This is a genomic window from Shimia sp. R9_1 (assembly GCF_017743775.1).
In the GTDB taxonomy this organism is placed as follows: domain Bacteria; phylum Pseudomonadota; class Alphaproteobacteria; order Rhodobacterales; family Rhodobacteraceae; genus Shimia.
In genome coordinates, this window is sequence record NZ_JAGHRN010000001.1 from 238,381 (window position 1) to 260,297 (window position 21,917).

The 21,917-nt window shown below is 59.4% G+C and carries 27 protein-coding genes and 1 tRNA gene; 8 read left to right on the forward strand and 20 right to left on the reverse strand.

Annotation, left to right across the window (positions count from 1 at the left end):
* Positions 1-25 precede the first annotated feature (25 nt).
* Together rpoH and J7399_RS01175 are read right to left on the reverse strand one after the other, a co-directional pair.
* Entirely contained in the window at positions 26-922 is an 897-nt protein-coding gene (gene rpoH, locus J7399_RS01170) for an RNA polymerase sigma factor RpoH (protein WP_209083659.1), read from the reverse strand.
* A 190-nt stretch (positions 923-1,112) separates the two neighbouring features.
* Positions 1,113-2,141, reverse strand: a complete 1,029-nt coding sequence (locus J7399_RS01175; RefSeq protein WP_209083660.1) for an RluA family pseudouridine synthase — start codon at positions 2,139-2,141, stop codon at positions 1,113-1,115.
* Between J7399_RS01175 and J7399_RS01180 the strand changes: the two genes are divergently transcribed.
* Positions 2,140-2,466: a DUF6476 family protein gene (locus J7399_RS01180; protein ID WP_209083661.1), complete on the forward strand. Its 327-nt coding sequence runs from the start codon at positions 2,140-2,142 to the stop codon at positions 2,464-2,466. The genes J7399_RS01175 and J7399_RS01180 overlap by 2 nt on opposite strands.
* Before the next feature lie 91 nt (positions 2,467-2,557).
* Here J7399_RS01180 and J7399_RS01185 read toward each other — a convergent pair.
* Together J7399_RS01185 and J7399_RS01190 are read right to left on the reverse strand one after the other, a co-directional pair.
* A tRNA-His gene (locus tag J7399_RS01185) sits at positions 2,558-2,634 on the reverse strand.
* Between the two features lie 45 nt (positions 2,635-2,679).
* On the reverse strand, positions 2,680-3,168 hold the full coding sequence (locus tag J7399_RS01190; protein ID WP_348539415.1) for a GNAT family N-acetyltransferase: 489 nt from the start codon (positions 3,166-3,168) through the stop codon (positions 2,680-2,682).
* Between the two features lie 181 nt (positions 3,169-3,349).
* On the opposite strand from J7399_RS01190, the gene J7399_RS01195 reads away from it, so the two are divergent.
* Complete coding sequence (locus J7399_RS01195) at positions 3,350-3,535, forward strand: DUF6324 family protein (RefSeq protein WP_209083663.1); 186 nt, start codon at positions 3,350-3,352, stop codon at positions 3,533-3,535.
* A 90-nt stretch (positions 3,536-3,625) separates the two neighbouring features.
* Here J7399_RS01195 and J7399_RS01200 read toward each other — a convergent pair whose 3' ends face one another.
* The 3 genes from J7399_RS01200 to J7399_RS01210 all read right to left on the reverse strand — a co-directional run bounded on the left by J7399_RS01200 (position 3,626) and on the right by J7399_RS01210 (position 5,377).
* Positions 3,626-3,811: a hypothetical protein gene (locus tag J7399_RS01200; RefSeq protein ID WP_209083665.1), complete on the reverse strand. Its 186-nt coding sequence runs from the start codon at positions 3,809-3,811 to the stop codon at positions 3,626-3,628.
* Between the two features lie 41 nt (positions 3,812-3,852).
* Positions 3,853-4,317, reverse strand: a complete 465-nt coding sequence (locus J7399_RS01205; RefSeq protein ID WP_209083666.1) for an MmcB family DNA repair protein — start codon at positions 4,315-4,317, stop codon at positions 3,853-3,855.
* A 271-nt stretch (positions 4,318-4,588) separates the two neighbouring features.
* Positions 4,589-5,377, reverse strand: a complete 789-nt coding sequence (locus J7399_RS01210; protein ID WP_209083667.1) for an ATP-grasp domain-containing protein — start codon at positions 5,375-5,377, stop codon at positions 4,589-4,591.
* 151 nt (positions 5,378-5,528) lie between these two features.
* Between J7399_RS01210 and J7399_RS01215 the strand changes: the two genes are divergently transcribed.
* Complete coding sequence (locus tag J7399_RS01215; RefSeq protein ID WP_209083668.1) at positions 5,529-5,885, forward strand: metalloregulator ArsR/SmtB family transcription factor; 357 nt, start codon at positions 5,529-5,531, stop codon at positions 5,883-5,885.
* A complete protein-coding gene (locus J7399_RS01220; RefSeq protein ID WP_209083669.1) occupies positions 5,860-6,297 on the forward strand; it encodes an SRPBCC domain-containing protein in 438 nt (145 codons plus the stop codon). Before J7399_RS01215 ends, J7399_RS01220 begins: the two co-directional genes overlap by 26 nt.
* 58 nt (positions 6,298-6,355) lie before the next feature.
* Here the strand turns inward: J7399_RS01220 and J7399_RS01225 are convergent, their stop codons facing one another.
* The 4 genes from J7399_RS01225 to ribB all read right to left on the reverse strand — a co-directional run bounded on the left by J7399_RS01225 (position 6,356) and on the right by ribB (position 9,006).
* Positions 6,356-6,685, reverse strand: coding sequence for a hypothetical protein (locus J7399_RS01225; protein WP_209083670.1), 330 nt, complete (start codon positions 6,683-6,685; stop codon positions 6,356-6,358).
* Positions 6,686-6,861: 176 nt separating this feature from the next.
* Positions 6,862-7,332: a transcription antitermination factor NusB gene (gene nusB / locus J7399_RS01230; protein ID WP_209060722.1), complete on the reverse strand. Its 471-nt coding sequence runs from the start codon at positions 7,330-7,332 to the stop codon at positions 6,862-6,864.
* Positions 7,329-7,880, reverse strand: coding sequence for a 6,7-dimethyl-8-ribityllumazine synthase (locus tag J7399_RS01235; RefSeq protein WP_209060723.1), 552 nt, complete (start codon positions 7,878-7,880; stop codon positions 7,329-7,331). Before J7399_RS01235 ends, nusB begins: the two co-directional genes overlap by 4 nt.
* A 4-nt stretch (positions 7,881-7,884) precedes the next feature.
* On the reverse strand, positions 7,885-9,006 hold the full coding sequence (gene ribB / locus J7399_RS01240; protein ID WP_209060725.1) for a 3,4-dihydroxy-2-butanone-4-phosphate synthase: 1,122 nt from the start codon (positions 9,004-9,006) through the stop codon (positions 7,885-7,887).
* Between the two features lie 240 nt (positions 9,007-9,246).
* On the opposite strand from ribB, the gene J7399_RS01245 reads away from it, so the two are divergent.
* Positions 9,247-10,299 (forward strand): proline racemase family protein, encoded by a 1,053-nt coding sequence (locus tag J7399_RS01245; RefSeq protein ID WP_209083671.1) that lies wholly within the window; start codon positions 9,247-9,249, stop codon positions 10,297-10,299.
* Positions 10,300-10,427: 128 nt separating this feature from the next.
* Here the strand turns inward: J7399_RS01245 and J7399_RS01250 are convergent, their stop codons facing one another.
* A complete protein-coding gene (locus J7399_RS01250; protein ID WP_209083673.1) occupies positions 10,428-11,018 on the reverse strand; it encodes a riboflavin synthase in 591 nt (196 codons plus the stop codon).
* A gap of 179 nt (positions 11,019-11,197) precedes the next feature.
* On the opposite strand from J7399_RS01250, the gene J7399_RS01255 reads away from it, so the two are divergent.
* The 3 genes from J7399_RS01255 to J7399_RS01265 all read left to right on the forward strand — a co-directional run bounded on the left by J7399_RS01255 (position 11,198) and on the right by J7399_RS01265 (position 15,744).
* Positions 11,198-12,493 (forward strand): capsular biosynthesis protein, encoded by a 1,296-nt coding sequence (locus J7399_RS01255; RefSeq protein WP_209083675.1) that lies wholly within the window; start codon positions 11,198-11,200, stop codon positions 12,491-12,493.
* Positions 12,494-12,625: 132 nt separating this feature from the next.
* Complete coding sequence (locus tag J7399_RS01260) at positions 12,626-13,729, forward strand: polysaccharide biosynthesis/export family protein (RefSeq protein WP_209062011.1); 1,104 nt, start codon at positions 12,626-12,628, stop codon at positions 13,727-13,729.
* Positions 13,730-13,731: 2 nt separating this feature from the next.
* Positions 13,732-15,744, forward strand: a complete 2,013-nt coding sequence (locus tag J7399_RS01265) for a capsular polysaccharide biosynthesis protein (protein WP_209083677.1) — start codon at positions 13,732-13,734, stop codon at positions 15,742-15,744.
* 13 nt (positions 15,745-15,757) lie between these two features.
* On the opposite strand, the gene ribD is transcribed toward J7399_RS01265, so the two are convergent.
* The 8 genes from ribD to rpoD form a co-directional block, all read right to left on the reverse strand.
* Positions 15,758-16,879 (reverse strand): bifunctional diaminohydroxyphosphoribosylaminopyrimidine deaminase/5-amino-6-(5-phosphoribosylamino)uracil reductase RibD, encoded by a 1,122-nt coding sequence (ribD, locus tag J7399_RS01270; protein WP_348539438.1) that lies wholly within the window; start codon positions 16,877-16,879, stop codon positions 15,758-15,760.
* On the reverse strand, positions 16,879-17,346 hold the full coding sequence (nrdR, locus tag J7399_RS01275) for a transcriptional regulator NrdR (protein WP_058240424.1): 468 nt from the start codon (positions 17,344-17,346) through the stop codon (positions 16,879-16,881). The genes ribD and nrdR overlap by 1 nt, the downstream gene beginning before the upstream one ends.
* 228 nt (positions 17,347-17,574) lie before the next feature.
* Positions 17,575-18,003 carry a secondary thiamine-phosphate synthase enzyme YjbQ gene (locus J7399_RS01280; RefSeq protein ID WP_209083679.1) on the reverse strand — a complete coding sequence of 143 codons (429 nt, stop codon included), beginning with the start codon at positions 18,001-18,003 and terminating at the stop codon, positions 17,575-17,577.
* A gap of 51 nt (positions 18,004-18,054) precedes the next feature.
* Positions 18,055-18,465 (reverse strand): hypothetical protein, encoded by a 411-nt coding sequence (locus tag J7399_RS01285; RefSeq protein WP_209083681.1) that lies wholly within the window; start codon positions 18,463-18,465, stop codon positions 18,055-18,057.
* Positions 18,466-18,514: 49 nt separating this feature from the next.
* Positions 18,515-18,925, reverse strand: a complete 411-nt coding sequence (locus J7399_RS01290; protein WP_209083683.1) for a hypothetical protein — start codon at positions 18,923-18,925, stop codon at positions 18,515-18,517.
* A 139-nt stretch (positions 18,926-19,064) separates the two neighbouring features.
* A complete protein-coding gene (locus J7399_RS01295) occupies positions 19,065-19,484 on the reverse strand; it encodes a hypothetical protein (protein ID WP_209083684.1) in 420 nt (139 codons plus the stop codon).
* A 154-nt stretch (positions 19,485-19,638) separates the two neighbouring features.
* Positions 19,639-19,917 (reverse strand): HlyU family transcriptional regulator, encoded by a 279-nt coding sequence (locus J7399_RS01300; RefSeq protein ID WP_209060742.1) that lies wholly within the window; start codon positions 19,915-19,917, stop codon positions 19,639-19,641.
* A 3-nt stretch (positions 19,918-19,920) separates the two neighbouring features.
* Positions 19,921-21,909 carry an RNA polymerase sigma factor RpoD gene (gene rpoD, locus J7399_RS01305; RefSeq protein WP_209078078.1) on the reverse strand — a complete coding sequence of 663 codons (1,989 nt, stop codon included), beginning with the start codon at positions 21,907-21,909 and terminating at the stop codon, positions 19,921-19,923.
* Positions 21,910-21,917: the final 8 nt, after the last annotated feature.

Sequence of the window (21,917 nt, forward strand, 5' to 3'; positions counted from 1 at the left end):
TCTGATCTGTGTGGTACGGCTGCGCTTAGTTCGCTGCCAGCATCCCGCGGCTGGAGGCCAGCTCGCGCATGCGCTTTTGCAGTTTTTCAAAGGCGCGCACTTCGATTTGGCGGATGCGTTCGCGGCTCACGTCATATTGCCCGCTCAGATCCTCAAGCGTCACCGCTTTATCCGCCAGACGGCGCTGGGTGAGAATGTCCTTCTCGCGGTCATTCAGCACATCCATCGCTTCAACCAACAGCTCACGGCGGGCTGCCAGCTCGTCCTTGGCCTCATAATCCGCCGCCTGATCCGCGGTTTCATCTTCCAGCCAGTCCTGCCACTCCATGGTGCCTTCGCCCTCGGAGCCGACCTGTGCGTTCAGGGAGGCATCCCCGCCCGACAGACGCCGGTTCATCGAGATCACCTCTTCTTCGGTCACCCCGAGATCATTGGCGATGCGCTCCACGTTTTCAGGACGAAGATCGCCTTCTTCCAGCGCGCCGATACGGGCCTTGGCCTTACGCAGGTTGAAGAACAGCTTCTTCTGCGCGCTGGTGGTGCCAAGCTTCACCATAGACCAGCTGCGCAGCACATATTCCTGGATGCTCGCACGGATCCACCACATGGCATAGGTCGCCAGACGGAAGCCTTTTTCCGGATCAAACTTCTTGACCGCCTGCATCAGGCCCACATTGGCCTCAGAGATCACCTCAGCCTGAGGCAGGCCGTAGCCGCGATAGCCCATGGCGATCTTGGCCGCCAGACGCAGGTGCGAGGTCACCATTTTATGGGCCGCTGTCGCGTCCTGTTCCTCAACCCAGCGCTTGGCCAGCATGTATTCTTCTTCCGGCTCAAGGAGCGGGAATTTGCGAATTTCCTGCAAGTAACGGTTCAGACCGCCCTCTGGTGTCGGTGCGGGCAGGTTTGCATAATTTGCCATAAGTCTTGCCTCCCAATCGTATGTTTATCTGCTTAACATTGATCTAGGTCGCCAAATGCGTGTTTCAATAGGCAGATGTGAATTTCTGACTCTCAGAGTAGGGTTTACTACGCGACCACACCAGCTTTAGACCAGTGTTTCACATGCATTTGCGCTTTGTTTCAAACGCATGGCTGGCGAAAAATGTCGCTCAAACCCCACCGAGATCCTCAATCAACTGCGCCATATCCTCAGGCAAGGGCGCTTCAAATCGCAGCATCTCCCCTGTCACGGGGTGCTCAAAGCCCAGAACAGCGGCGTGCAGCGCCTGACGGTCAAAACTCCGCGCGGCGGCTGCGCCTTTGACGCCGATTGCCTTTTCGGCCAGCTTGCGACGCCCGCCATAGACCGGATCCCCGATCAGCCCATGGCCGGCGTGGGCCATATGCACGCGGATCTGGTGGGTGCGGCCGGTCTCAAGCCAGCATTCCACCAGACAGGCCACCGCCGGATTGCCAAAAGGCTGCACGATCCGCACCCGCGTGACCGCATGGCGACCACCTTCAAACAACACCGCCTGACGCTGTCGGTCTGTCTTGTGACGCGCCAGATGGGTGGTGATTTTCATGATGTTTCCGGATTCAAAATTCACGCCGCGCACACCACGCAGGCGTGGATCATTGGCATCCGGCACCCCGTAGCACACCGCGCGGTAATAGCGCTCCACGGTATGAGCCTCAAACTGCGCCGCCAGCCCCTGATGGGCCGCGTCGGTCTTGGCCACCACCAAGAGGCCGCTGGTTTCCTTGTCGATGCGGTGCACAATACCGGGGCGCTTCATGCCGCCCACGCCGGAAAGCGTGTCGCCGCAATGATGCAGCAGCGCATTCACCAAGGTGCCATTGGGCGTGCCCGGTGCCGGATGCACCACCATGCCCGCAGGTTTGTTGATCACAATGAGATCATCATCTTCCCAGATCACCTCAAGCGGGATGTCCTCTGGCCCGATGTGGCTGTCCTCAGCCACAGGCACGGTGATGACAACCGCATCGCCCTCTGCCACCTTGTGCTTTGGGTCGGTCACGGCAACCCCATTGAGCGCCACGCCGCCCTCAGCGATGAGTTTGGCAAGCCGGGTGCGGCTCAGGCTGGCTTCCACTGGCACATCACGCGAAAGCGCCTTATCAAAACGCTTGGGCGGGTCTTCCGCGATCACAAATTCTACAAGGGTTTCCGCCATGGAAGAGTCTCCGGAACCAATTGAGCCAACAAACCTGCGCTTTCTGCGCCTACTGGTCACGGGCCTGACTGTGGTGATGATGGTGGGGCTTGTAACGGTGGTTGCGCTGATTGTCATGCGCTTCCGTGACGATGGGCCGATCCTGCCGGAAAACCTCACGCTGGACGGCGGTGCAGAGGCGCAGGCGGTCACTATGGGAGACGGCTGGGTGGCCATTGTGACCACCGACAACCGCATTTTGATTCACGACCGCATCACAGGTGCATTGCGCCAGGAGATCGCGCTGTCCGCAGGGGCCTTTGGCGCGTCTGTCAGCGAAGACTAGACGCTCAGAGCCCAAACCATGCTGTCCTGACAGCCCAAAGAACGCCCAAAAACAAAAAAGCTCTCAGCAATAACAGCTGAGAGCTTTTTGATGGTACCGCCTCCCCGGCTCGAACGGGGGACCTCTGGATCCACAATCCAGCGCTCTAACCTACTGAGCTAAGGCGGCACTGTGAGGGGCGGTTTACAGATACCATTCGGGGGATGCAAGCACCTAAAACACGATTTCCCAGGTTTGTTCGACAAGATCGCATCCAAAGCTGTGCACCGGTCGCTCCGCCACACAGCGCCAGCCGTTTTTGGCATATAAAGCGCAGGCTGCCTCATGGCTTTTGTGGGTCCAGAGCGTCATGCCCTCATAGCCGACACCCCGCGCAAACCCCATGCAGGTGTCCAAAAGCCGTTGCCCCAAGCCAAAGCCACGCGCCTCCGGCAGCACCAGAAACAGGCGCAGCTTGGCGAATCCCTCCCGCTCCGCGCGCACACAGAAAATACATCCCAGCCGGTGCCCGTCGTGCTCAGCAATCCAACCTGATTCTTTGCCGATCTCATGGTAGACAAGAAATCCGCGGGCGATGTCTGCCACGAGGGGACCAAAGCTGTCGTCAAACCCTTCTTCGCGCGCATAAAGCGTGGCGTGGCTTTCCACCAGCCAGTCCAGATCCTGCGCCGCAAATTTCCGGAAGATGATTCCGTCATCCACTGCCCTGCCCCCCTTCAACCTCTCCACAGCCGACCTCTCCACCATCAGCCTCTCCACCGCACTGCGCACCAAACCGCCAGATCCGCGCACAGCTTGCCTTTGGCGCAAGTTCACGCTACCGCAATCGGCACAACATGAAACCCCCAAGACCGACCATCAGACTGACCCCAAGGAGATCGCCATGGGCATCAACACCGAAAGCAACATCGAAGCCAACATGCAAATCGGCCCCACCGATCAGGGTTTTGTGCGCATCTATATCGAAGCCGGTGGCTTGGAGATCCCGATGGATTTTGACCCTGAGGAAGCCGAAGAAATCGCCGAAGAGATTCGCACAGCCGCAGCCACGGCGCGTCAGGTTAAGTGAGGCTGGTTAGGGGCGCTGCCCCTGCCCCCGCAGGCGGGGGCCACCCTGGGATATTTGAAGAATGAGAAGCCTGGGCGGTTTCAGGCGCGCTCAGCTCAGGATCTCTCCCGGGCCTTTGAGTTCAAAGGCTTTGATCTCAAACTCATAAAACCCATTTCGGTCGCCGCGCTCTGCACGCGCGATAAGCGCGCCTTCGGGGTTGTGAAATACTGCATGCACCGTGTGCAACGCGCGGTAACACCAATCCCCGTCCGGGTAGTAAAACTTCACCATCATGGCTCTGCTTCTCCTCTTCTGAAATGCTGGTTGCGGACATATCAGGCCCCTTCCTCCACCTCCTCCGGCAAGGCCGAAAGCTTGGGATCGCGATAGCGTTGCAGGCGCCGCGCCGCATCCATGGCAAATTTCTGGATCATCTTTTTACGCCGCGCCGGAGCCAGTTTCCCTTCCGGCCCCATGCGAATGATCTCCGCATCATAGGCATCTGCAAAGATCAGCCCCGTGCCCTCCGGCAAAAGCTCGGTGGGGAAATCCGTGTCCACCGCCCAGAAATAGCGGTCGCCCCACTCAAGGTAGCCCTGCCATTTCTTGTCGGTCTGAAAATCTTCGCGGCTGGATTTGCACTCAATCACCCAAAGCTCCCCTTTGGGCCCCAAGGCCATCACATCCACGCGCAGACCGCGGGCGGGCACAAATTCCTCAACAGAGACAAAGCCATGGCTGCGCAGATGGCGGCTGACACCACGCGCGAGGCGCTGTCCGGGTTGCAAATTCTCTTCCATGCTCACAGCGTGAACATATAGAGAACAAAATTTCAAGCTCTGATTTGAAGGAACACAGGCGGGCCACCCCTTGTCTTTGCTGGGGTGCGGGCATAGATAGGTCAGCGGCGGGTGCTGCCCTTCTCGTGATACGGTTGCATTCCGGTGGCCTTAAGCAATTCCGAGGGAGCTGGCTCTGTCCTGGTCCTGGCCTGGTTACCTGGCGCCCACCTGTATATACAGGTCCTCGGGAATGAGATAACCCCACGGCTGCGTTTGCGGGCCCGCCACTTTAAGCCTCTGTGAAAAGGGCCTCGATAGCGTGAACGAGCTTGGTTAAGTCTGCCGCATAAAATCCTGCCGCGTTTATGCTATTTGTTTCGATGATATGGTGTATGTCGCCAATTTGGCAGACATCCATGACATAGGCGGATGCATAACCCGCATTTTTCTGTGCCATCTCGCGCCCGAAACGTAGAGCCTCCTCTGTGATGTCGTGCACATAGTCCACACGACCCGCTTGTTTGTAACGGGAATACGTCACCAACTGATCATCAACGATCCAAAGACGCCACTCTGTATCAATCTCCTTTGGCGCGGAGAACATGACATTTGTATCCGGTCGCAGTGAACCGATTGGAAGTTGCTCTTCTGGAAGGTTGGAAACCCGCTGCGCCAGCTGCGCAATTTCTCCAGCCTGCATAACGCGTCCGGGAATCTCTTTGCTGTCCTCAACAGGCCGCAAAAACCAGTACTGCGCCGGATCGCACAAGAAAGCGGGGCAATCCGCAAAGCGCATCACCCGAGCCTCAGGTCCGTTTAACAAGAATGGATGCCACACTTCTTGATCCAAGAAGGGAGCAATTCGAATGACGCCCGGTTGCAAGCCCTGTGCTTCGGCGTATTTCCACATGCTATAAGCGCCAAACATGACGACAGAGCGCGGATCTTTGATCAACGGCGCAGGTGTAAGGTCGCCAACAAACGGCACTATTTTGTGCCAGCTAATGTCGCGTCCCATCGCGAGCAAAACTTCGCCCAACTTCTCTGTGTCTTCAAAGTCTTGAAGCAACCACTGCATCAATTTTCTCTCAAATGGCGTGCGCTATGCGCCGTTTTTTTCTGCTTGCGGACGATATCCATTACAGCGGGCGATGCAACTCAAGCTTGACACAATACCAAAAGGTATCACATATTTATGACACCAAATAGTATCACTATTAGAGATTCCCATGCCTGATCCCCTCCAACCAGTCTTCCGCGCTTTGGGTGACCCCACCCGTCGCGATATTCTGCGCATGTTGGGGGACACCCCGATGACCATCGCAGAAGTCTCTGACCACTTCGACATGACCCGTGCTGCGGTGAAGAAGCACCTTGTTGTGCTCTCAGACGGCGGGTTGATCACAGTGACCCCGCGCGGGCGCGAAAAAGTGAACGCGCTCAATCCTTTGGCGCTCAAACCTGCTTTGGACTGGCTGGGGTGGTTTGACCAATTCTGGGACGTGCGTCTCACCGCACTCAAAACTGCCGTCGAAACCGAGATCCAAAAGGAGACTGACAATGACGCTGGACAGCACAATGGCTGAACTTTCCCAAGACACGACCATTCGCAAATCCGTCTTCCTCGCGGTGCCCAAGGCCCGTGTTTGGGCGTTTCTCACCAAAGCGGAGCTGCTGGGCAAATGGTTCCACCCTTCCGATGCGGATCTCACGGTTGGAGAAGACTACACGCTGCGTTCCCAGAAAGACGGCGACCGCATGTGCTGGGGCAAAGTGATCGAAGCCAAACCGCATGATTACATGAAATGGGATTTCACCGTGGGGCCTATGGAGGGCCAGATGAGCACCGTGGAATGGGAGCTGAAGGACGCCCCCGGTGGCACGCGCCTTACGCTCACCCACTCTGGCCTGCCCAAGGATGTGGACGGCTTTGGCCTCGTCTTGGCGCTCGACAAAGGCTGGCACGGCTTCCTGCTCAACCTTCACGACATGCAGTGATCCCAACAAAAAAGCGCCCTTGGAGGGGCGCTTCGCTGCGATTTACTGTGGCCTGAGATCAGCGGCGGATCTGGCGCTGCTGAGGTGTGCGGCGATCCACTTTGACCGGCACCGGCTCTGCCAGCATCACCGGCATCATCTGGCGCTTGCCGCCACCGGGCTGATCGTCGTCTTTCAGCCGCATGATGGCGATACCGAACTGCACGCCGGCGAACACGATGCCATTCAGCACCCACATCACCACCAGCGCAATCGCGCCTTCAGAGCTGCTGCTCACCAGATGCCAGAGGTTGGCCACGTTGAAATACATCAGCATCCCGACAAACACGGCGGACAAGGCAAACCCAATCGCGACCTGACGAATGTAAAGAGAGATAAGCTTTGGCATGGCAGTGCCTCCTTTCGCTCATTAAACGACAGCCTGTCAGAAACGGCAAGCCAATCCGGCGCGACATATTTGTCCGACGACACGTCACACAGCATACGCCACCGCGCGCGTCGCGGATCACCTTGGCGCGCGAAGGTTAACAGCCGATTAATGAGTTGGAGAAAGCAAGGAGGCGCTTAGAACGCCTCCGGTTTGGCCTCACGCGCCATGTGATCCAGCACCGCATTCACAAAGCGGGATTCCTTGCCGTCCGGGAAGAAGGCCGCAGCAATGCCAACATATTCGGTGATCACCACCTTGGGTGGGGTCTCACTTTGCAGGATCTCCGCACCCGCCGCACGGAACAGCGCGCGCAGGGTTGGGTCGATCCGATCAATCGGCCATTTTGCCACCAGCGCGCGGTCGGTCATCTGGTCAATTGGCGCCTGATAGTTCACCGCATCCTCAAGGGTTTTGCGGAACAGCTCCGCATCTCCCTCGATCATGTCAGTGCCATCATCCACCTCGGCGCCAAACCGGTGGTCCAGAAACTCCACCCGCACCTGATCTACGGTCTGGTGTGAGCTTTCCATCTGAAACAGCGCCTGCACCGCATAGAGCCGGGAGGCGGATTTCATTTTGCGTTTCTGGTTACCTGAAAGGGTCATGCCGTTGGATTGTCCTTGAGTTGACCAGCGATCTTGAGTTCTTCGGTGTCGGGCAAAAAGCCGACTCCCTTGCGCTGAGCGCCCCACTTACGGCTCAACGCCACAAGATGCAAGGCCGCAGCGGCCGCACCGCCACCTTTGTTCTGATCTTCCGGATCGGCGCGCACCTCGGCCTGCTTGCGGTTCTCCACCGTCAGGATGCCGTTGCCGATGCACAGCCCCTGCAGCCCCAGAAGCTGGATTGCGCGGCTGCTGTCGTTACAGACAGTTTCATAATGCGTGGTCTCGCCCCGGATCACACAGCCCAGCGCCACATAGCCATCAAAGTTGCTCATGCGCTCGGCAATGCCAATCGCGGTTGGGATCTCTAGCGCGCCGGGCACTTCGACCACCTCATAGGTGCCGCCTGCGGCCTCAATCTCCGCCACAGCGCCCGCCAGCATATTGTCGGCGATGTCTTTGTAGTAAGGTGACATCACGATGGCGAGCTTGACCGGCTTGTCGAACTCTGCGCGCGGCATGATGTAGTGTTTTTCTGCGCCTGCCATGGTCTTATCCTTCCGAGAGAATGGGGCGTGTGCCCACGATGGACAGCCCATAGGCGTCCAGTCCGAGGTATTTGGTTTCCGGGCTATCGGTCAGCAGGATCAGCTCTTTACAACCGAGGTTGGAGAGGATCTGCGCGCCAAGTCCTGTGCGTTTCACAATGCGCGGGCCTTCGTCTTCATCGGCGTAAAGGCTGTGGCGCACTTCGCGGAACAGGCAGACCACACCGCGGCCTTCCTCGGCAATCTTGCGCATGGCGGTGGGCAGCTCGTTGACCGATTTTGGCCCAAGGCCCAGCACATCTCCCGCCTCATGCAGCGCATGGGTGCGCGACAGAACCGGCTCTGGTGTGGTGATATCGCCCTTGATCATCACCACATGCTCGATGCCATGGATCTGATCGGTGAAGATGCGCATCTCCCAATCGCCGCCATATTCCGAGGTCACGGTCTCGCGCGAGGTTTCCACCACCTCATTGTCCACACGTGAACGATAGGCAATCAGGTCGCTGATCGTGCCGATCTTCAGGTCGTGCTTTTTGGCAAATTCCACCAGTTCCGGCAGGCGGGACATGGTGCCGTCTTCGTTCATAATCTCACATATCACCGCGCTGGGGTGACAGCCTGCGAGGCGCGAAATATCCACCGAGGCTTCGGTGTGACCGGCGCGCACCAGCACACCGCCACGCTTAGCCCGCAGCGGGAAGACATGCCCCGGCGTGGCAATCGCCGCCATGGTGTTCTGCTCATTGATCGCAGTGGCAATGGTCAACGCGCGGTCTGCGGCGGAAATCCCGGTGCTCACCCCCTCACGCGCCTCGATGGATACGGTGAAAGCGGTCTCGTGACGCGAGGAGTTGTTCACCGCCATCATCGGCAGGCCCAGAGTGTCAATCCGCTCAGCGGTCATGGGAAGGCAGATCAGCCCGCGCCCATGGGTGGCCATGAAGTTGACCGCCGCCGCATCGGCGAATTCGGCCGGGATGATCAGATCCCCTTCGTTTTCACGATCCTCATGGTCCACAAGGATATACATCTTGCCATTGCGCGCCTCTGCAATGATCTCCTCAATCGGGCTGATCGCATCACGCAGGCTTTGCTCAACGGGGCCGGGCTGTTCAAAAGACATCTGTCATCTCCGCACTGTTGCCGCCCAGATAGACCATGCGTGCTCTGAATGAAAGTGCAGGAACGGCCACCCCGGGTGCAAAATCGCCCTCCTTTGTACCCAGAGCTTGCCCAAGAAAGCCTCCCAACAGCTTCTCATTCTTCAAATATCCCGGGGGTGTGCTTGCGCTTTGCGCAAGTGAGGGGGCTGGCCCCCTGCCCCGGTTTACGCATAGGCTCTCCCTTAAGAAGAGGACAGACCATGCGCATAAACCGACTGATCACCGCTGTTGAAGCCCATGCCGAAGGCGAGCCCGGGCGCGTCATCACCGGCGGCGTACCGCATTTTCCCGGCAACACCGTGTTTGAGCGCATGAGCTATATGCAGGCCCATCACGACGATATCCGCCTCAAGATGCTGCGCGAGCCGCGCGGCAACCCGGGCCTCTGCTGCAATGTGATCGTGCCACCCTGCCATCCAGACGCCGACATGGGGTTCATCATCATGGAGCAGCAGGAATACCCGCCGATGTCCGGCTCCAATACAATCTGCGTGGTCACCGTACTTCTGGAAACCGGCATCCTGCCGATGGTGGAGCCTGTGACCGAGCTGACCTTGGAAGCCCCCGCAGGCCTCATCAAAGTCACCGCCACCTGCAAGGATGGCAAAGTCACCTCCGTCAGCTTTGAAAACGTGCCGGCCTTTGCCGTGCATCTGGATGCAAAGGTCGAAGTGTCAGGCCTTGGCACGGTCACCGTGGATGTGGCCTGGGGCGGCATGTTTTTTGTTTTGGCGGAGGCGGCGAAACTGGGTGTGGATCTCTCCGGCGACAATGGCGGGGAAATCCTGCGCGTCAGCGAAGCCATTCGGCACGCCACTGCAGAGCAGCTCCCCGTTGAGCATCCGGAAAACTCCGCGATCACCGGCCCAACTATCACCAATCTCTGGGGGCCACCGATTGATCCGACAACCCACGGGCGCGGGGCCATCACCATTTCCACCGGCCCGTTTGATCCCGCGCGGCCCGAAGCGGCCAGCGGTATTCTGGACCGCTCCCCCTGTGGCACGGGCACCTGCGCAAAGATGGCGGTGATGCATGCGCGCGGCCAGCTGGCTGTGGGTCAGGACTATGTGAATGCGGGCCCGCTGGGCACCACCTTCACCGGGCGTTTTCTGCGCGAAACCACGGTTGGTCCTTACAAAGCCATCGTGCCAAGCCTGTCTGGCCAGGGCTGGATCTACGGCACCGCAAACTACACGCTGGACCCCAGTGATCCGTTCCCCAACGGCTTTACCGTTGGCGATATGTGGTGAGGCAGCGGCTCTGAGGCTCACGCGCAAAAGAAAAGGCGCCGCAGCCTTGCGACGCCTCAAACTGTGCAGCCCCGACAATCAAGCACGACAACCGCAGGCTATATCTGTCGGAGTGACGGAATCAGGCCTCAGCCACCCATCTCAGACAGCCGCGCCACATAGCGTGCCAGCGTGTCGATTTCGAGGTTGATCAGATCCCCCTCTTTCGCGTCGCCCCAGGTGGTGACCTCTTTGGTGTGCGGAATGATATTCACGCCAAATGTGCAGCCATCGACCTCATTCACGGTCAGCGAGGTGCCATTGAGCGCCACAGAGCCTTTCGGGGCAATGAACTTCGCCAAAGCTTCAGGCGCTTCAAAGGTGAACCGCGTGCTGTCGCCTTCATCGGTCATCTTCACGATCTTGGCCACACCGTCCACATGGCCAGACACGATATGCCCGCCAAGCTCGTCCCCCACTTTCAGCGCGCGCTCAAGGTTCACACGGCGCCCGGTTTCCCATGCCGCCAGATTGGTCTTGGAAACGGTTTCACCGCTGATCTCCACATCATACCAGCCTTCGCCCATGGCGATGACTGTCAGGCACACACCGTCGCTTGCAATAGACGCGCCCATTTCGATGCTGCCGGTGTCATAGGCCGTGCTGATGCGCGCGCGCAGATCGCCCCGCTGTTCCAATTCCGCAATTTTGCCAACGTCGGTGATGATTCCGGTAAACACGAGCCGCTCCAATACAATCCGGTGATTTGCGTTAGACCTAAGCCGCAGCGCGCGCCAAGACAAGCCATGGTAGGCGTTAGGACGGCCAACAGAGCCAGAAGCAGCCCCCTCTGGACCATAATTTTGCCACGCGGAAAGGGTAACATTTGCTTAAATTCCGGCGTATAGGGTTGGCGACTATGAAGAATACCACCGGCACAGATAGGACTTTCCTGTTCTTACAGGGACCGCACGGCCCGTTTTTTGCGGCGCTTGGGCGGATGCTGCGCCGGTCCGGTGCGCGGGTCTGGCGTGTCGGCTTCAACGCCGGGGATCATGCCTTCTGGCCCGCCCGCAAAAGCTACATTCCCTACCGCGACACGCTGGAAAACTGGCCGGATACCTTTGAGAGCCTTCTGGCGGACAAGGGCATCACCGATATTGTGCTTTATGGGGACACCCGTCCCATCCATGCCCGTGCGGTGGAGATTGCCAAACGCGCCGGCGTGCAGGTGCATGTCTTTGAAGAGGGCTATCTGCGCCCCTATTGGGTGACCTATGAGCGTGGCGGCTCCAACGGCAACTCGCGCCTGATGGACATGACGATCCCCGAGATGGAGCGCGCGCTGGAGCTGTCGGATATGGAGGCACCGCTGCCCCCGGCCCATTGGGGCGACACCCGTCAGCACGTATTTTATGGCGCACTCTATCATTGGTTTGTGATGTTCACGAACCAGCGTTACCGCAACTTCCGCCCGCATCGGGCTCTGCCGGTCACGCGGGAATTCCGCCTCTATCTTCAGCGCCTTCTGATGATGCCCGCCCACGCGCTGGAGCGCCGCATCGCCACGCTGCGCATCCGCTTTGGCGGCTTCCCCTACCACCTCGCGTTGCTGCAGCTGGAACACGACAGCAGCTTTCAGTCGCACTCCCCGTTTGACAGCATGACAGACTTCCTGTCGCTGGTGATTGAGAATTTTGCCGCTGGCGCGCCGCAGCACCATCATCTGGTGTTCAAGGCGCACCCGCTTGAGGACGGCCGCGTGCCGCTGCGGCGGGAGATTCGCAAACTTGCCCGGCTGCACAATGTTGAGGACCGCGTACATTATGTGCGCGGCGGCAAACTTGCCCAACTGCTCAATGATGCGCGCTCTGCCGTCACCGTGAATTCAACAGCCGCGCAGCAGGTGCTCTGGCGCGGCATTCCGCTCAAAGCCTTTGGCAGCGCGGTCTATGACCAGCCCGAGTTTGTCAGCAAACAACCTCTGACCGAGTTCTTCGCCGGTGCCAGCCGCCCGGACAACCGCGCCTATAAAACCTACCGCCGCTACCTGCTGGAAACGAGTCAGGTGCCCGGCGGATTTTACTCTGCCCGCGCACGTCGGCAACTGCTCAGACAGGTCGTCGATATGATGCTTTCTCCGGACGATCCCTACAATGCGCTCGCCTCCGGCACAGCGGCACCGCGGCAACAGTTGCGGCTGGTGACGAAGTAACCACTAAGTCTAGCGCTGGATTTTTGGTTTCTATTTCGATAAGTTGTCGGAAAAACCTGAGGCAGAAAAATATAAGGTCGAGGAGACCGAGCAGTGAAAGTCTTTGCTACCCGTATGGGGAAATGCGCCACAATGGTCGCGGTCGCGGCGCTTGTGGCTTCTTGCAGTTTGGTGCCACGGTCCGGCCCAAACAAGAAAGAAATCTTCGCCGGTTCCGTACAGCGTGAGGGTGACGCCTTCATCGTTGAGGTCAATGACCGTGTGTCCCGCGCAACCGCGATTGTTCCCGCACTGGGATTCTCTGACAGCTTCCAGAACGCAGACCGGCTTGGCTCTGACACCATCCGCCCCGGCGATGTGCTGGCGCTGACAATCTGGGAAAACGTCGACAAACCGCTGCTGGGCCCTGAGGGTCAGGTCGCGGCGATCCTCGAAGAGGTGCAGGTCGATGGCGCAGGCTTCATCTTTGTGCCCTACGCCGGTCGCATCCGCGCTGCGGGCAACACGCCTGAGGGCATCCGCCGCATCATCTCATCCAAGCTCGAAGAGCAGACCCCGGATCCGCAGGTCGAAGTGCGCCGCGCCGCAGGTGATGGTGCCACCGTCTCCCTCGTGGGCGCTGTAGGCGCGCAGGGTGTTTACCCGATCGAGCGCCCAACCCGCACGCTGTCCACCATGCTGGCGCAGGCCGGCGGTGTGACCATCGTGCCCGAAATTGCCCAGATCACCATCCTGCGCGGCAGCGCCAGCGGGCAGATCTGGTTCCAGGATCTTTATGATGATCCAAGCCTTGATATCGCCCTGCGCGGCGGAGATCGCATTCTGGTCGAAGAAGACACCCGCGCCTTCACGGCTCTGGGCGCCACCGGCACACAAAGCCGCGTGAACTTCTTCTCCAAGGACCTTTCCGCCATCGAAGCGCTGGCGCAGGTTGGCGGGCTCACCCCGACCAACAGTGACCCAACCGGCGTCTTTGTCTTCCGCAACGAAGAAGACGTGATCGCCAACAGCGTGCTGGGCCGTCAGGATCTGAACGGTGCGCAGCGCATGGTCTATGTGCTGGATCTGACCAAGCCCAACGGCATGTTCATGGCACGGGATTTTGTCATCCGCGACGGCGACACGCTTTATGTGACCGAAGCGCCGATCACCACTTGGGACAAAACCATCTCCGCGATCACAGGCACCCTGTCTTCGGCTGACACGCTCAGCAGCCTTGGCAGCCTAGGCGGCTAACTGTGCGCAACACATATGAAAACGAAGCCGCCGGGAGCAGTGCACCCCGGCGGCTTTTTGCATTCAACGGTGGGTTTTTCTTTCAAAAGCGCCTGCGCCGCATTCTGAGCCTAGCGGGCTACAGCCTGCATCTGGGCCGCCCTACTGAGGCCGACCTCATCGCGATCTGGGGCAACAGCCCAACCGCCCACCGTGGCCTTGCCATGGCGGAACGCACCGGAGCGCCTTGTCTTTATGTCGAGGATGCCTTCCTGCGCTCCCTCTTTCCCGGGCGCATCGCCAAAGAGCCGCCCATGGGCCTGTTGATTGATGAGACAGTCCCGCACTTTGACCCTTCCGAACCGTCTGATCTGGAAAAGCTGCTCAAACACCATCCTCTGGATGACACCGTTCTGCTGGACCGCGCGCGGGGCGCGATCGCCCGCCTGAAAGAAAGCCATCTCACCAAATACGCCGCCGTAGATGACACCCTGCGCCCCCCGGATCCCGGATATGTGCTGATTATCGATCAGACACGGGATGACGCGGCTGTGGTGGCCAGCGGTGCCGATCAGGCGCGCTTTCAGGAGATGCTTATTCTTGCGCAGGAGGAAAACCCCGGCGCGCGCATCCTGATCAAAACCCATCCGGAAACCAAACAAGGCGCGCGGGCGGGATATTACGGTCAGGATCACATCACCGACCGGGTCAGCCTCTGTGACGGGGCCCATAGCCCGTGGTCCCTGCTGGATGGCGCGATTGCGGTTTATACCGTGTCTTCTCAGATGGGTTTTGAAGCCATCCTCGCAGGCCACAAGCCGCGCGTCTTTGGCCAGCCGTTCTACGCCGGTTGGGATCTGTCCGACGATGAGTTTCCGCTCTATCGCCGCCAGCGCCGCCTGACCCGTGCGCAGCTCTTTGCGGCGGCCATGATCCTCTATCCCACATGGTACAATCCCTGCACAGATGAACTCTGCGAGCTGGAAGACACGCTGGAACAGCTCGCCGCGCAAACCCGCGCGTGGCGGGAGGACCGACAGGGCTGGAACGGCCACGCCATGCGCCTTTGGAAACGCAAACCGCTGCAACGCTTCTTTGGCCAGCACAAAGCCATGGTGTTTGAGCGCAGTTCCTCAGAGGCCCGTGATATGGTCTGGGCCAGCAAGGAGGGGCCGGAGGGCGCGGTGCGGCTGGAAGACGGGTTTCTGCGCTCCCGCGGGCTGGGTGCTGAACTGGTGCCACCACTCTCGTTGGTCTGTGATGATCTGGGCATCTACTACGATCCCACGCAGGAAAGCCGCCTTGAGCGCCTGATTGCGGCGCGGGAAACCCTGCGCCCGGATCAGGAGCGCCGCGCGCGGGCGCTGATCAAGCGGGTCCGCACCGCGCAAGTGAGCAAATACAATCTGGGCGGCGTCCAGCCCAATCTGCCCGAAGGCCATCGCATTCTGGTGCCCGGACAGGTCGAAGATGACGCCTCCATTCTCAAGGGGGCAAATGGCGAGGTGCGCAGCAATCTCGACCTGTTGCGCGCCGCGCGCGAGGCCCATCCGGAGGCAAAGATCCTGTTCAAACCCCACCCGGATGTGGAGGCCGGCTTGCGCGCGGGGCGTGTGGACCCTGAAGAGGCCGCCGCCCTTGCTGATATGGTGCTCGATCACGCGGATATGGCCTATCTTCTGGACAATGTGCAGGAGGTCTGGACCATGACCTCCCTCTCCGGCTTTGAGGCGCTCCTGCGTGGCTGCAAGGTCACCACCCTCGGCAATCCGTTCTATGCCGGATGGGACCTTACCACCGATCTGGGCAGCCCCCCTGCCCGCCGCCGCGCAGAGCCGAGCCTTGAAGCGCTGGTTCATGCAGCGCTGATCGACTATCCGCGCTATCGCGATCCGGTCAGCGGCCTGCCTTGTACCGCTGAAACCGCATTGCTGCGCCTCTCAAGCGGAGACATCCCGCATCCGGGTTTGGGCAATCGGCTGCTGTCAAAACTGCAGGGACGGTTTGCCAGCTATCAGGCGCTTTGGCGGCGTTAAGAGGCAGAAAGTCTCAGAGATTGTAGCGCGGGTTGCGCTGCGCCTCGACACGGTGCCAGGTGCACATCATGTCATGGCCCACAGCACGGTGGGACACCAGATCAAAGCGCGGGGCCTCCGCGAGCCGTGCCAGCCCCATGGCCCCAATCGCCGGGTGCCCCTCAGCGCCGATCACCGCGCCTGCTGAGAAGGTGATCAACTCATCCACCATATCCGCGGCCAGCAACGAGCCCGCCAGCGCGCCGCCGCCTTCACAGAACACCCGCGTGATGCCGCGCTTGCCCAATGCCTGAAGCACCGCCGTTGGCGACAGCTGCACGCCTTCAAGCGCGCAAGGCAGAAGTTCCGCGCCAATATCGCGCCAAGTCTGCATCAGCGCGGGATCAGCGTCCTCGCCATGGGCAATCCAAACCGGAATATCTTTGGCCGTGCGGGCCAAGGTGCTCATCAACGGCAGGTCCAGACGGCGCGACACCACCACGCGTACAGGCTGGCGTGAGACGCCAAGATCCCGCACCGTGAGCGAAGGATCATCCGCCCGCGCAGTGCCGCCGCCGACCATCACCGCATCATGGCGCATCCGCATCCCATGCACGGCACGACGGCTTTCAGCGCCGGTGATCCACTTGCTCTCCCCTGATGCGGTGGCAATGCGCCCATCCAGCGTTGTGGCAAGCTTCAGCGTCAGGAACGGACGCCCCAAATCTGTCTTGAGGAAAAAGCCCTGCAGATCGCGCGCCGCCTCATCCGCCAGCACGCCCATGGTGATCTCGATCCCCGCCTCCCGCAGCATGGCAATCCCACGGCCAGAGACACGCGCATCGCTGTCTTCCACAGCAATCACCACCCGCGCCACGCCCGCCTTAATCAGTGCCTCGGCACAGGGTGGGGTCTGACCATGATGGGAGCACGGCTCAAGCGTGACATAGACCGTCGCGCCACGGGCCGCCTCGCCCGCCTGCGCCAGCGCGACAGGCTCCGCATGGGGGCGACCACCGGGCTGGGTCCAGCCCCGGCCCACAACGCGCCCATCCTTCACAATGACACAGCCCACCGCAGGGTTGGGCCAGCACACACCTTGACCGCGCCGACCCAGACTCAGGGCCAGCGCCATGTAACGGCGATCAGTCACAATTATTCCTCAGGAGCAGGATCGGGACGCAGTTCGCTTACAAATTTATCAAAGTCGTCAGCGGCCTGGAAGTTCTTATAGACGCTGGCAAAGCGCACATAGGCCACCGTGTCGATCCGGGCGAGCGCTTCCATGACAATTTCGCCAATGGTTTTGGAGGGGATATCCGTCTCCCCCATGCTCTCCAGACGCCGCACAATGCCGGAAATCATCTGATCAATGCGCTCTGGCTCGACCGGACGTTTCTGCATGGAGATGCGAATCGAGCGCTCCAACTTGTCACGATCAAAATCTTCGCGGCGGCCATTGGATTTCACCACAACCAGATCGCGCAGCTGCACCCGCTCATAGGTGGTGAACCGACCCCCGCAAGCCGGGCAAAAGCGACGCCGACGGATTGACACATGGTCCTCCGCTGGGCGTGAATCCTTCACCTGAGTGTCGATATTTCCACAAAACGGACAGCGCATAGACTTCCCCTTGTATCAGCTGCTTTGGGCCTCACCTTTGCGCCATGTCCCGACGCTAGGGCGTTTTTTCAACTTATCCACAGCTACTATAGGGGAGCTACAATTCTTTGGGTAGAGGCAAAAGCGCGCCCCAATATCGGCCATAGGGGGAAAAGGCTTTTTTCTTTCCCGCTGCATCTCTTACGTCACTGTGTTATACAGAGACCTGAGGCAAGAGAGCTGATCCAATCATGCACTGAAATGCGCCGTCACACGTCTGCTGTGCGGCGCATTTCTATGTTCAAAGAGATAGATCCCCTGCCAGGTGCCCAACGCAGGCACCCCGCCGCTCACAGGAATGGACAGCGACACCGGCATCATCGCTGCTTTGATATGCGCGGGCATATCATCCGGCCCCTCATAGGTATGGGTCAGGTATGACATCGACGGATCGCTGGTCGGCGGCACAAGGCGGTAAAAAAACGCCTGCAGATCGCTCTGCACTTCAGGATCGGCGTTTTCCTGTATGAGCAGGCTACAGGAGGTGTGGCGCACAAAAAGCGTAAGAATACCTTGTTCTGCCCCAGCCCCAAGCGCCGCAACCCAGCGCGTTACATCGCGGGTAAATTCATAAAGTCCCGGGCCACGGGTTGTGATCTGAAATTCAGTTTGCGGCATGTTCAGCTCTCTTATGCGTGACACGCAGATTGCCCCGCCCACGGGCAAACTTCAATCATCTGAGCTTGTTGCCAGATCTCGGCAGCTCCGGCGGGCACGCCCAACAGTCGCTGAGGCGCCAAGCTCTGGCCCCCAAGAGGCCGCGCGTCCAGTGGCGCCTTCTGTCCGCGCAGGTGGTGTGAGCGAAAACTGAGCCGCATCCGGTGATTTCGCAGTGACGCCCGGCCCTGCCCCACCGACCACATAAACCAGCGCCGTGTCAGGGGCATCCAGCGCACGCCGCGCGTAATTGCCAGCCCCGCACCAAAAATCTGACGCCCGCCCGGCCGGGCGCGCCAGCACCTCAAACACGGCTTCATTGACCGGATTCACCCGCACGCCATTGCGGGTGACAAAAGCGCTGGATCCAGTGCGTTCGCAGGCCATCAGCGCCAGCGGCAGCACAAACTTAAAACCACGCATCACACACACCTTCGCACACTGCTTGGGCCGTTCTCAAACGACACATCCTTTAGAAGGAAACATCAAACTGCGTGCGGTTACAACGTCCACGCGCATCTCCCACAAATCGGGATTGGCCCAGCCTCGGCCCCCATCGGGTGTCGCGACCGGTAGCGCCCTCCACCTGGGCGGCAGGCTTAAGCGAAAATTGCGCCGCAGTCGGCGCCTTCATTGTCACCGCTTGCCCTGCGCCGCCGACAACATAGACTTTGGCGTTGGACGGCGCACCGAGCGCGCGGTGGGCATATTCACCGGCCCCGCACCAGAGTTGGTTCTTCTCGTTGCCGGGGCGTGCGATGACTTCAAACACATCCCCATTCACCGGATTCACGCGTGTGCCGCCAGCGGTCACAAAGCCACCGTCACCCAATTCGGCACATCCAGCCAAAATTATCAGTGACACCAAAAAGCGTTTTACCATACCAGCATCCTTTCGAGCAGCTTAAGTCCCGTCTTAGCGCAAGCATGACGTGCATCAAGGTCTATTTTGGCGGCGCCCCCCGAAGGCGTGCTTGCAAAACTGTCAGGCAAATCAAACTGGCCCCAAGCTCTGTCCAGGGTTAATTTGAAAAGAAATCCACTCGGCGGACACAGCGATAGCGCGCATCGCCAACAAATTCATCCTCGCCGAGATCAGGCCCCCAGGTGCTCTGACGTCCGGTCGCGCCACTGGCTTGCCCCGGTGGCAGGAGCGAGAACTGCATCGCATTAGGCGAGTCGACCACGGTGCCCGGGCCGGCCTCACCAACAACATAAATGCGCGCATTCGCAGGAGCTCCCAAGACACGACTGGCATATTCACCCGCTCCGCACCAGAACTGGTTGATCTCATTACCCGGACGCGCGGTCACCTCAAACACATCCTGGTTCACCGAATAAACCCGGGCTCCGTTGGAAACCACAAAACCACCATCGCTGCTGGTCGTTGTTGCTTCACATGCCGCCAAAGCAGCCACCATAGCCAAAGAAAAACGTTTCATTTTCGAACTCTACGTGCAACGCCCACCCTCTGTGGCAGACACTTTCAATCTAGTTGTTAACCCCAAAACTTGAAAGACCGCCGGCAAACACCGACGGTCACATCATTTTTTTCAGTCTTCATTGAACAAAATCGCAAAGATCAAAGACAGATCGTCAGAACAGGTGATCCCCCATCTGATCGATCATCTGCTTGGCCTTATTGACAGACGCCTCTTTCGCCTCATTGAGGTCCCGGATCACATCGGCTCGAATAAGCGTGTGCGTCTTGGCTTCGCCATTCACCGTTTTGTCGATGCGCGCAGAGATCCGGTACTGACCGCCCTCTTCAATTGGCAGCGGCGTGATCGCAAATCCTTTGTAGTCCACCTGTTGCGGCGGCTCTTCGGGCTTTGCCCCACCACCGCCGCCAAACAGGGTCTTCCAGAACGACACGGCTTACTGATCCAGGAAGGAGCGCAGTTTGCGCGAGCGGCTCGGGTGCTTCAGCTTGCGCAGCGCCTTTGCCTCGATCTGACGGATACGCTCGCGGGTAACGCTAAACTGCTGCCCCACTTCTTCCAGCGTGTGGTCGGTGTTCATGCCGATACCAAAGCGCATCCGCAGAACACGTTCCTCACGTGGGGTGAGGCTTGCCAGCACGCGGGTTGTGGTCTCTTTGAGGTTCTCCTGAATGGCGCTGTCCAGCGGCAGCACGGCATTCTTGTCCTCGATGAAATCACCCAGTTGGCTGTCTTCCTCATCCCCGATCGGGGTTTCCAGAGAGATCGGCTCCTTGGCGATCTTCATCACCTTGCGGACCTTCTCAAGCGGCATCTGCAGCTTCTCGGCCAGTTCCTCCGGGGTTGGCTCGCGGCCAATCTCGTGCAGCATCTGACGGGAGGTCCGCACCAGCTTGTTGATCGTTTCGATCATATGCACCGGAATACGGATGGTGCGCGCCTGATCCGCGATGGAGCGGGTAATCGCCTGGCGGATCCACCATGTGGCGTAAGTCGAGAACTTATAGCCGCGGCGGTATTCAAACTTGTCCACCGCCTTCATCAGGCCGATGTTGCCTTCCTGAATGAGGTCAAGGAACTGCAGGCCACGGTTGGTGTATTTCTTGGCAATCGAGATCACCAGACGCAGGTTTGCCTCGACCATCTCTTTCTTGGCCTGACGCGCCTCTTTCTCACCTTTTTGCACCTGCTGAACGATGCGGCGGAATTCGGAGATATCCAGACCAACATACTGGCCCACCTGAGCCATGTCGTTGCGCAGCTCCATCACCTTGTCAGAGGAGCGCTCCATGAACATCTGCCAGCCACGGCCGGACTTTTCAGACATGTCCTCAAGCCATGTCGGATCCAGCTCACGGCCACGGTAGGCTTCAATGAACTCGCGGCGGTTGATGCGCGCCTGGTCGGCCAGCTTCACCATCGAGCTGTCGATCTGCATTACACGGCGGTTGATGCCATAGAGCTGGTCAATCAGCGCTTCAATACGGTTGTTGTGCAGGTGAAGCTCGTTCACCAGCAGCACGATTTCCGAACGCAGTTTCTGATAGGTGTCTTCGTCCGCATCAGAGAAAGAGCCGTCTTCGTTCAGGGTCGCGGAGATACGCGCATCCTGCATGTCGCTCAGTTGGGCAAAGTCACGGGCGATGATGTCCAGCGTTTCCAGCACGCGAGGCTTCAGGGCCGCTTCCATCGCCGCAAGCGACATGTTGGCCTGTTCGTCCTCGTCATCATCATCGTCTTTGGCAATCGGGTTGCCGTCCGCATCCAGCTCCTGCTCCGCTTCCTGTTTCGGCGCGGTGGTCACATTGGCGGCTTCAGCGACAGGCGCAGCATCGTCCTCGTCGTCATCGTCACCCATCTGGTTGCCAAAGGTGGTTTCCAGATCGATCACATCGCGCAGCAGAATGTCTTCGGACAGAAGTTCGTCGCGCCAGATGGTGATCGCTTGGAAGGTCAGCGGGCTTTCGCACAGCCCGGCGATCATCGTGTTGCGGCCAGCTTCGATACGCTTGGCAATCGCGATCTCACCTTCGCGGCTCAGCAGTTCAACAGAGCCCATCTCGCGCAGGTACATGCGGACAGGGTCGTCCGTGCGGTCGAGCTTTTCGTTTCCGCCACTGGCAAGGGCCACGCCACGGTTGGCCGAAGAGGTGTCCACAACAGCGGTGGATTTCGCCTCTTCTTCTTCGGCTTCCTCATCCTCGATGATGTTGATGCCCATTTCAGACAGCATCGACATCACGTCTTCGATCTGCTCAGAGCTCACCTGATCGGGCGGCAGAACTTGGTTCAGCTGATCGTAGGTGATGTAGCCCTTCTCCCGGGCCTCGGCGATCATCTTCTTGACGGCGGCCTGGCTCATATCGAGCGAGATTTCGGCGTCCTGATCGGCGGGCTTCTGGTCGTCGGTGTCCTTGGCGGCCATTAAGTGCT

Bases quoted from the DNA above. Each gene is read 5' to 3' on its own strand.
- J7399_RS01215 (WP_209083668.1), top strand. From the start codon at position 5,529: ATGCCTGATCCCCTCCAACCAGTCTTCCGCGCTTTGGGTGACCCCACC.
- ribB (WP_209060725.1), bottom strand. From the start codon at position 9,006: ATGTCTTTTGAACAGCCCGGCCCCGTTGAGCAAAGCCTGCGTGATGCG.
- J7399_RS01180 (WP_209083661.1), top strand. From the start codon at position 2,140: ATGGAAGAGTCTCCGGAACCAATTGAGCCAACAAACCTGCGCTTTCTG.
- J7399_RS01255 (WP_209083675.1), top strand. From the start codon at position 11,198: ATGAAGAATACCACCGGCACAGATAGGACTTTCCTGTTCTTACAGGGA.
- J7399_RS01290 (WP_209083683.1), bottom strand. From the start codon at position 18,925: ATGGTAAAACGCTTTTTGGTGTCACTGATAATTTTGGCTGGATGTGCC.
- rpoH (WP_209083659.1), bottom strand. From the start codon at position 922: ATGGCAAATTATGCAAACCTGCCCGCACCGACACCAGAGGGCGGTCTG.
- J7399_RS01260 (WP_209062011.1), top strand. From the start codon at position 12,626: ATGGTCGCGGTCGCGGCGCTTGTGGCTTCTTGCAGTTTGGTGCCACGG.
- J7399_RS01205 (WP_209083666.1), bottom strand. From the start codon at position 4,317: ATGGAAGAGAATTTGCAACCCGGACAGCGCCTCGCGCGTGGTGTCAGC.
- nrdR (WP_058240424.1), bottom strand. From the start codon at position 17,346: ATGCGCTGTCCGTTTTGTGGAAATATCGACACTCAGGTGAAGGATTCA.
- J7399_RS01225 (WP_209083670.1), bottom strand. From the start codon at position 6,685: ATGCCAAAGCTTATCTCTCTTTACATTCGTCAGGTCGCGATTGGGTTT.
- J7399_RS01200 (WP_209083665.1), bottom strand. From the start codon at position 3,811: ATGATGGTGAAGTTTTACTACCCGGACGGGGATTGGTGTTACCGCGCG.
- rpoD (WP_209078078.1), bottom strand. From the start codon at position 21,909: ATGGCCGCCAAGGACACCGACGACCAGAAGCCCGCCGATCAGGACGCC.
- J7399_RS01295 (WP_209083684.1), bottom strand. From the start codon at position 19,484: ATGAAACGTTTTTCTTTGGCTATGGTGGCTGCTTTGGCGGCATGTGAA.
- J7399_RS01235 (WP_209060723.1), bottom strand. From the start codon at position 7,880: ATGGCAGGCGCAGAAAAACACTACATCATGCCGCGCGCAGAGTTCGAC.
- J7399_RS01285 (WP_209083681.1), bottom strand. From the start codon at position 18,465: ATGCGTGGTTTTAAGTTTGTGCTGCCGCTGGCGCTGATGGCCTGCGAA.
- J7399_RS01210 (WP_209083667.1), bottom strand. From the start codon at position 5,377: ATGCAGTGGTTGCTTCAAGACTTTGAAGACACAGAGAAGTTGGGCGAA.
- J7399_RS01245 (WP_209083671.1), top strand. From the start codon at position 9,247: ATGCGCATAAACCGACTGATCACCGCTGTTGAAGCCCATGCCGAAGGC.
- J7399_RS01175 (WP_209083660.1), bottom strand. From the start codon at position 2,141: ATGGCGGAAACCCTTGTAGAATTTGTGATCGCGGAAGACCCGCCCAAG.
- J7399_RS01220 (WP_209083669.1), top strand. From the start codon at position 5,860: ATGACGCTGGACAGCACAATGGCTGAACTTTCCCAAGACACGACCATT.
- nusB (WP_209060722.1), bottom strand. From the start codon at position 7,332: ATGACCCTTTCAGGTAACCAGAAACGCAAAATGAAATCCGCCTCCCGG.
- J7399_RS01195 (WP_209083663.1), top strand. From the start codon at position 3,350: ATGGGCATCAACACCGAAAGCAACATCGAAGCCAACATGCAAATCGGC.
- J7399_RS01280 (WP_209083679.1), bottom strand. From the start codon at position 18,003: ATGCCGCAAACTGAATTTCAGATCACAACCCGTGGCCCGGGACTTTAT.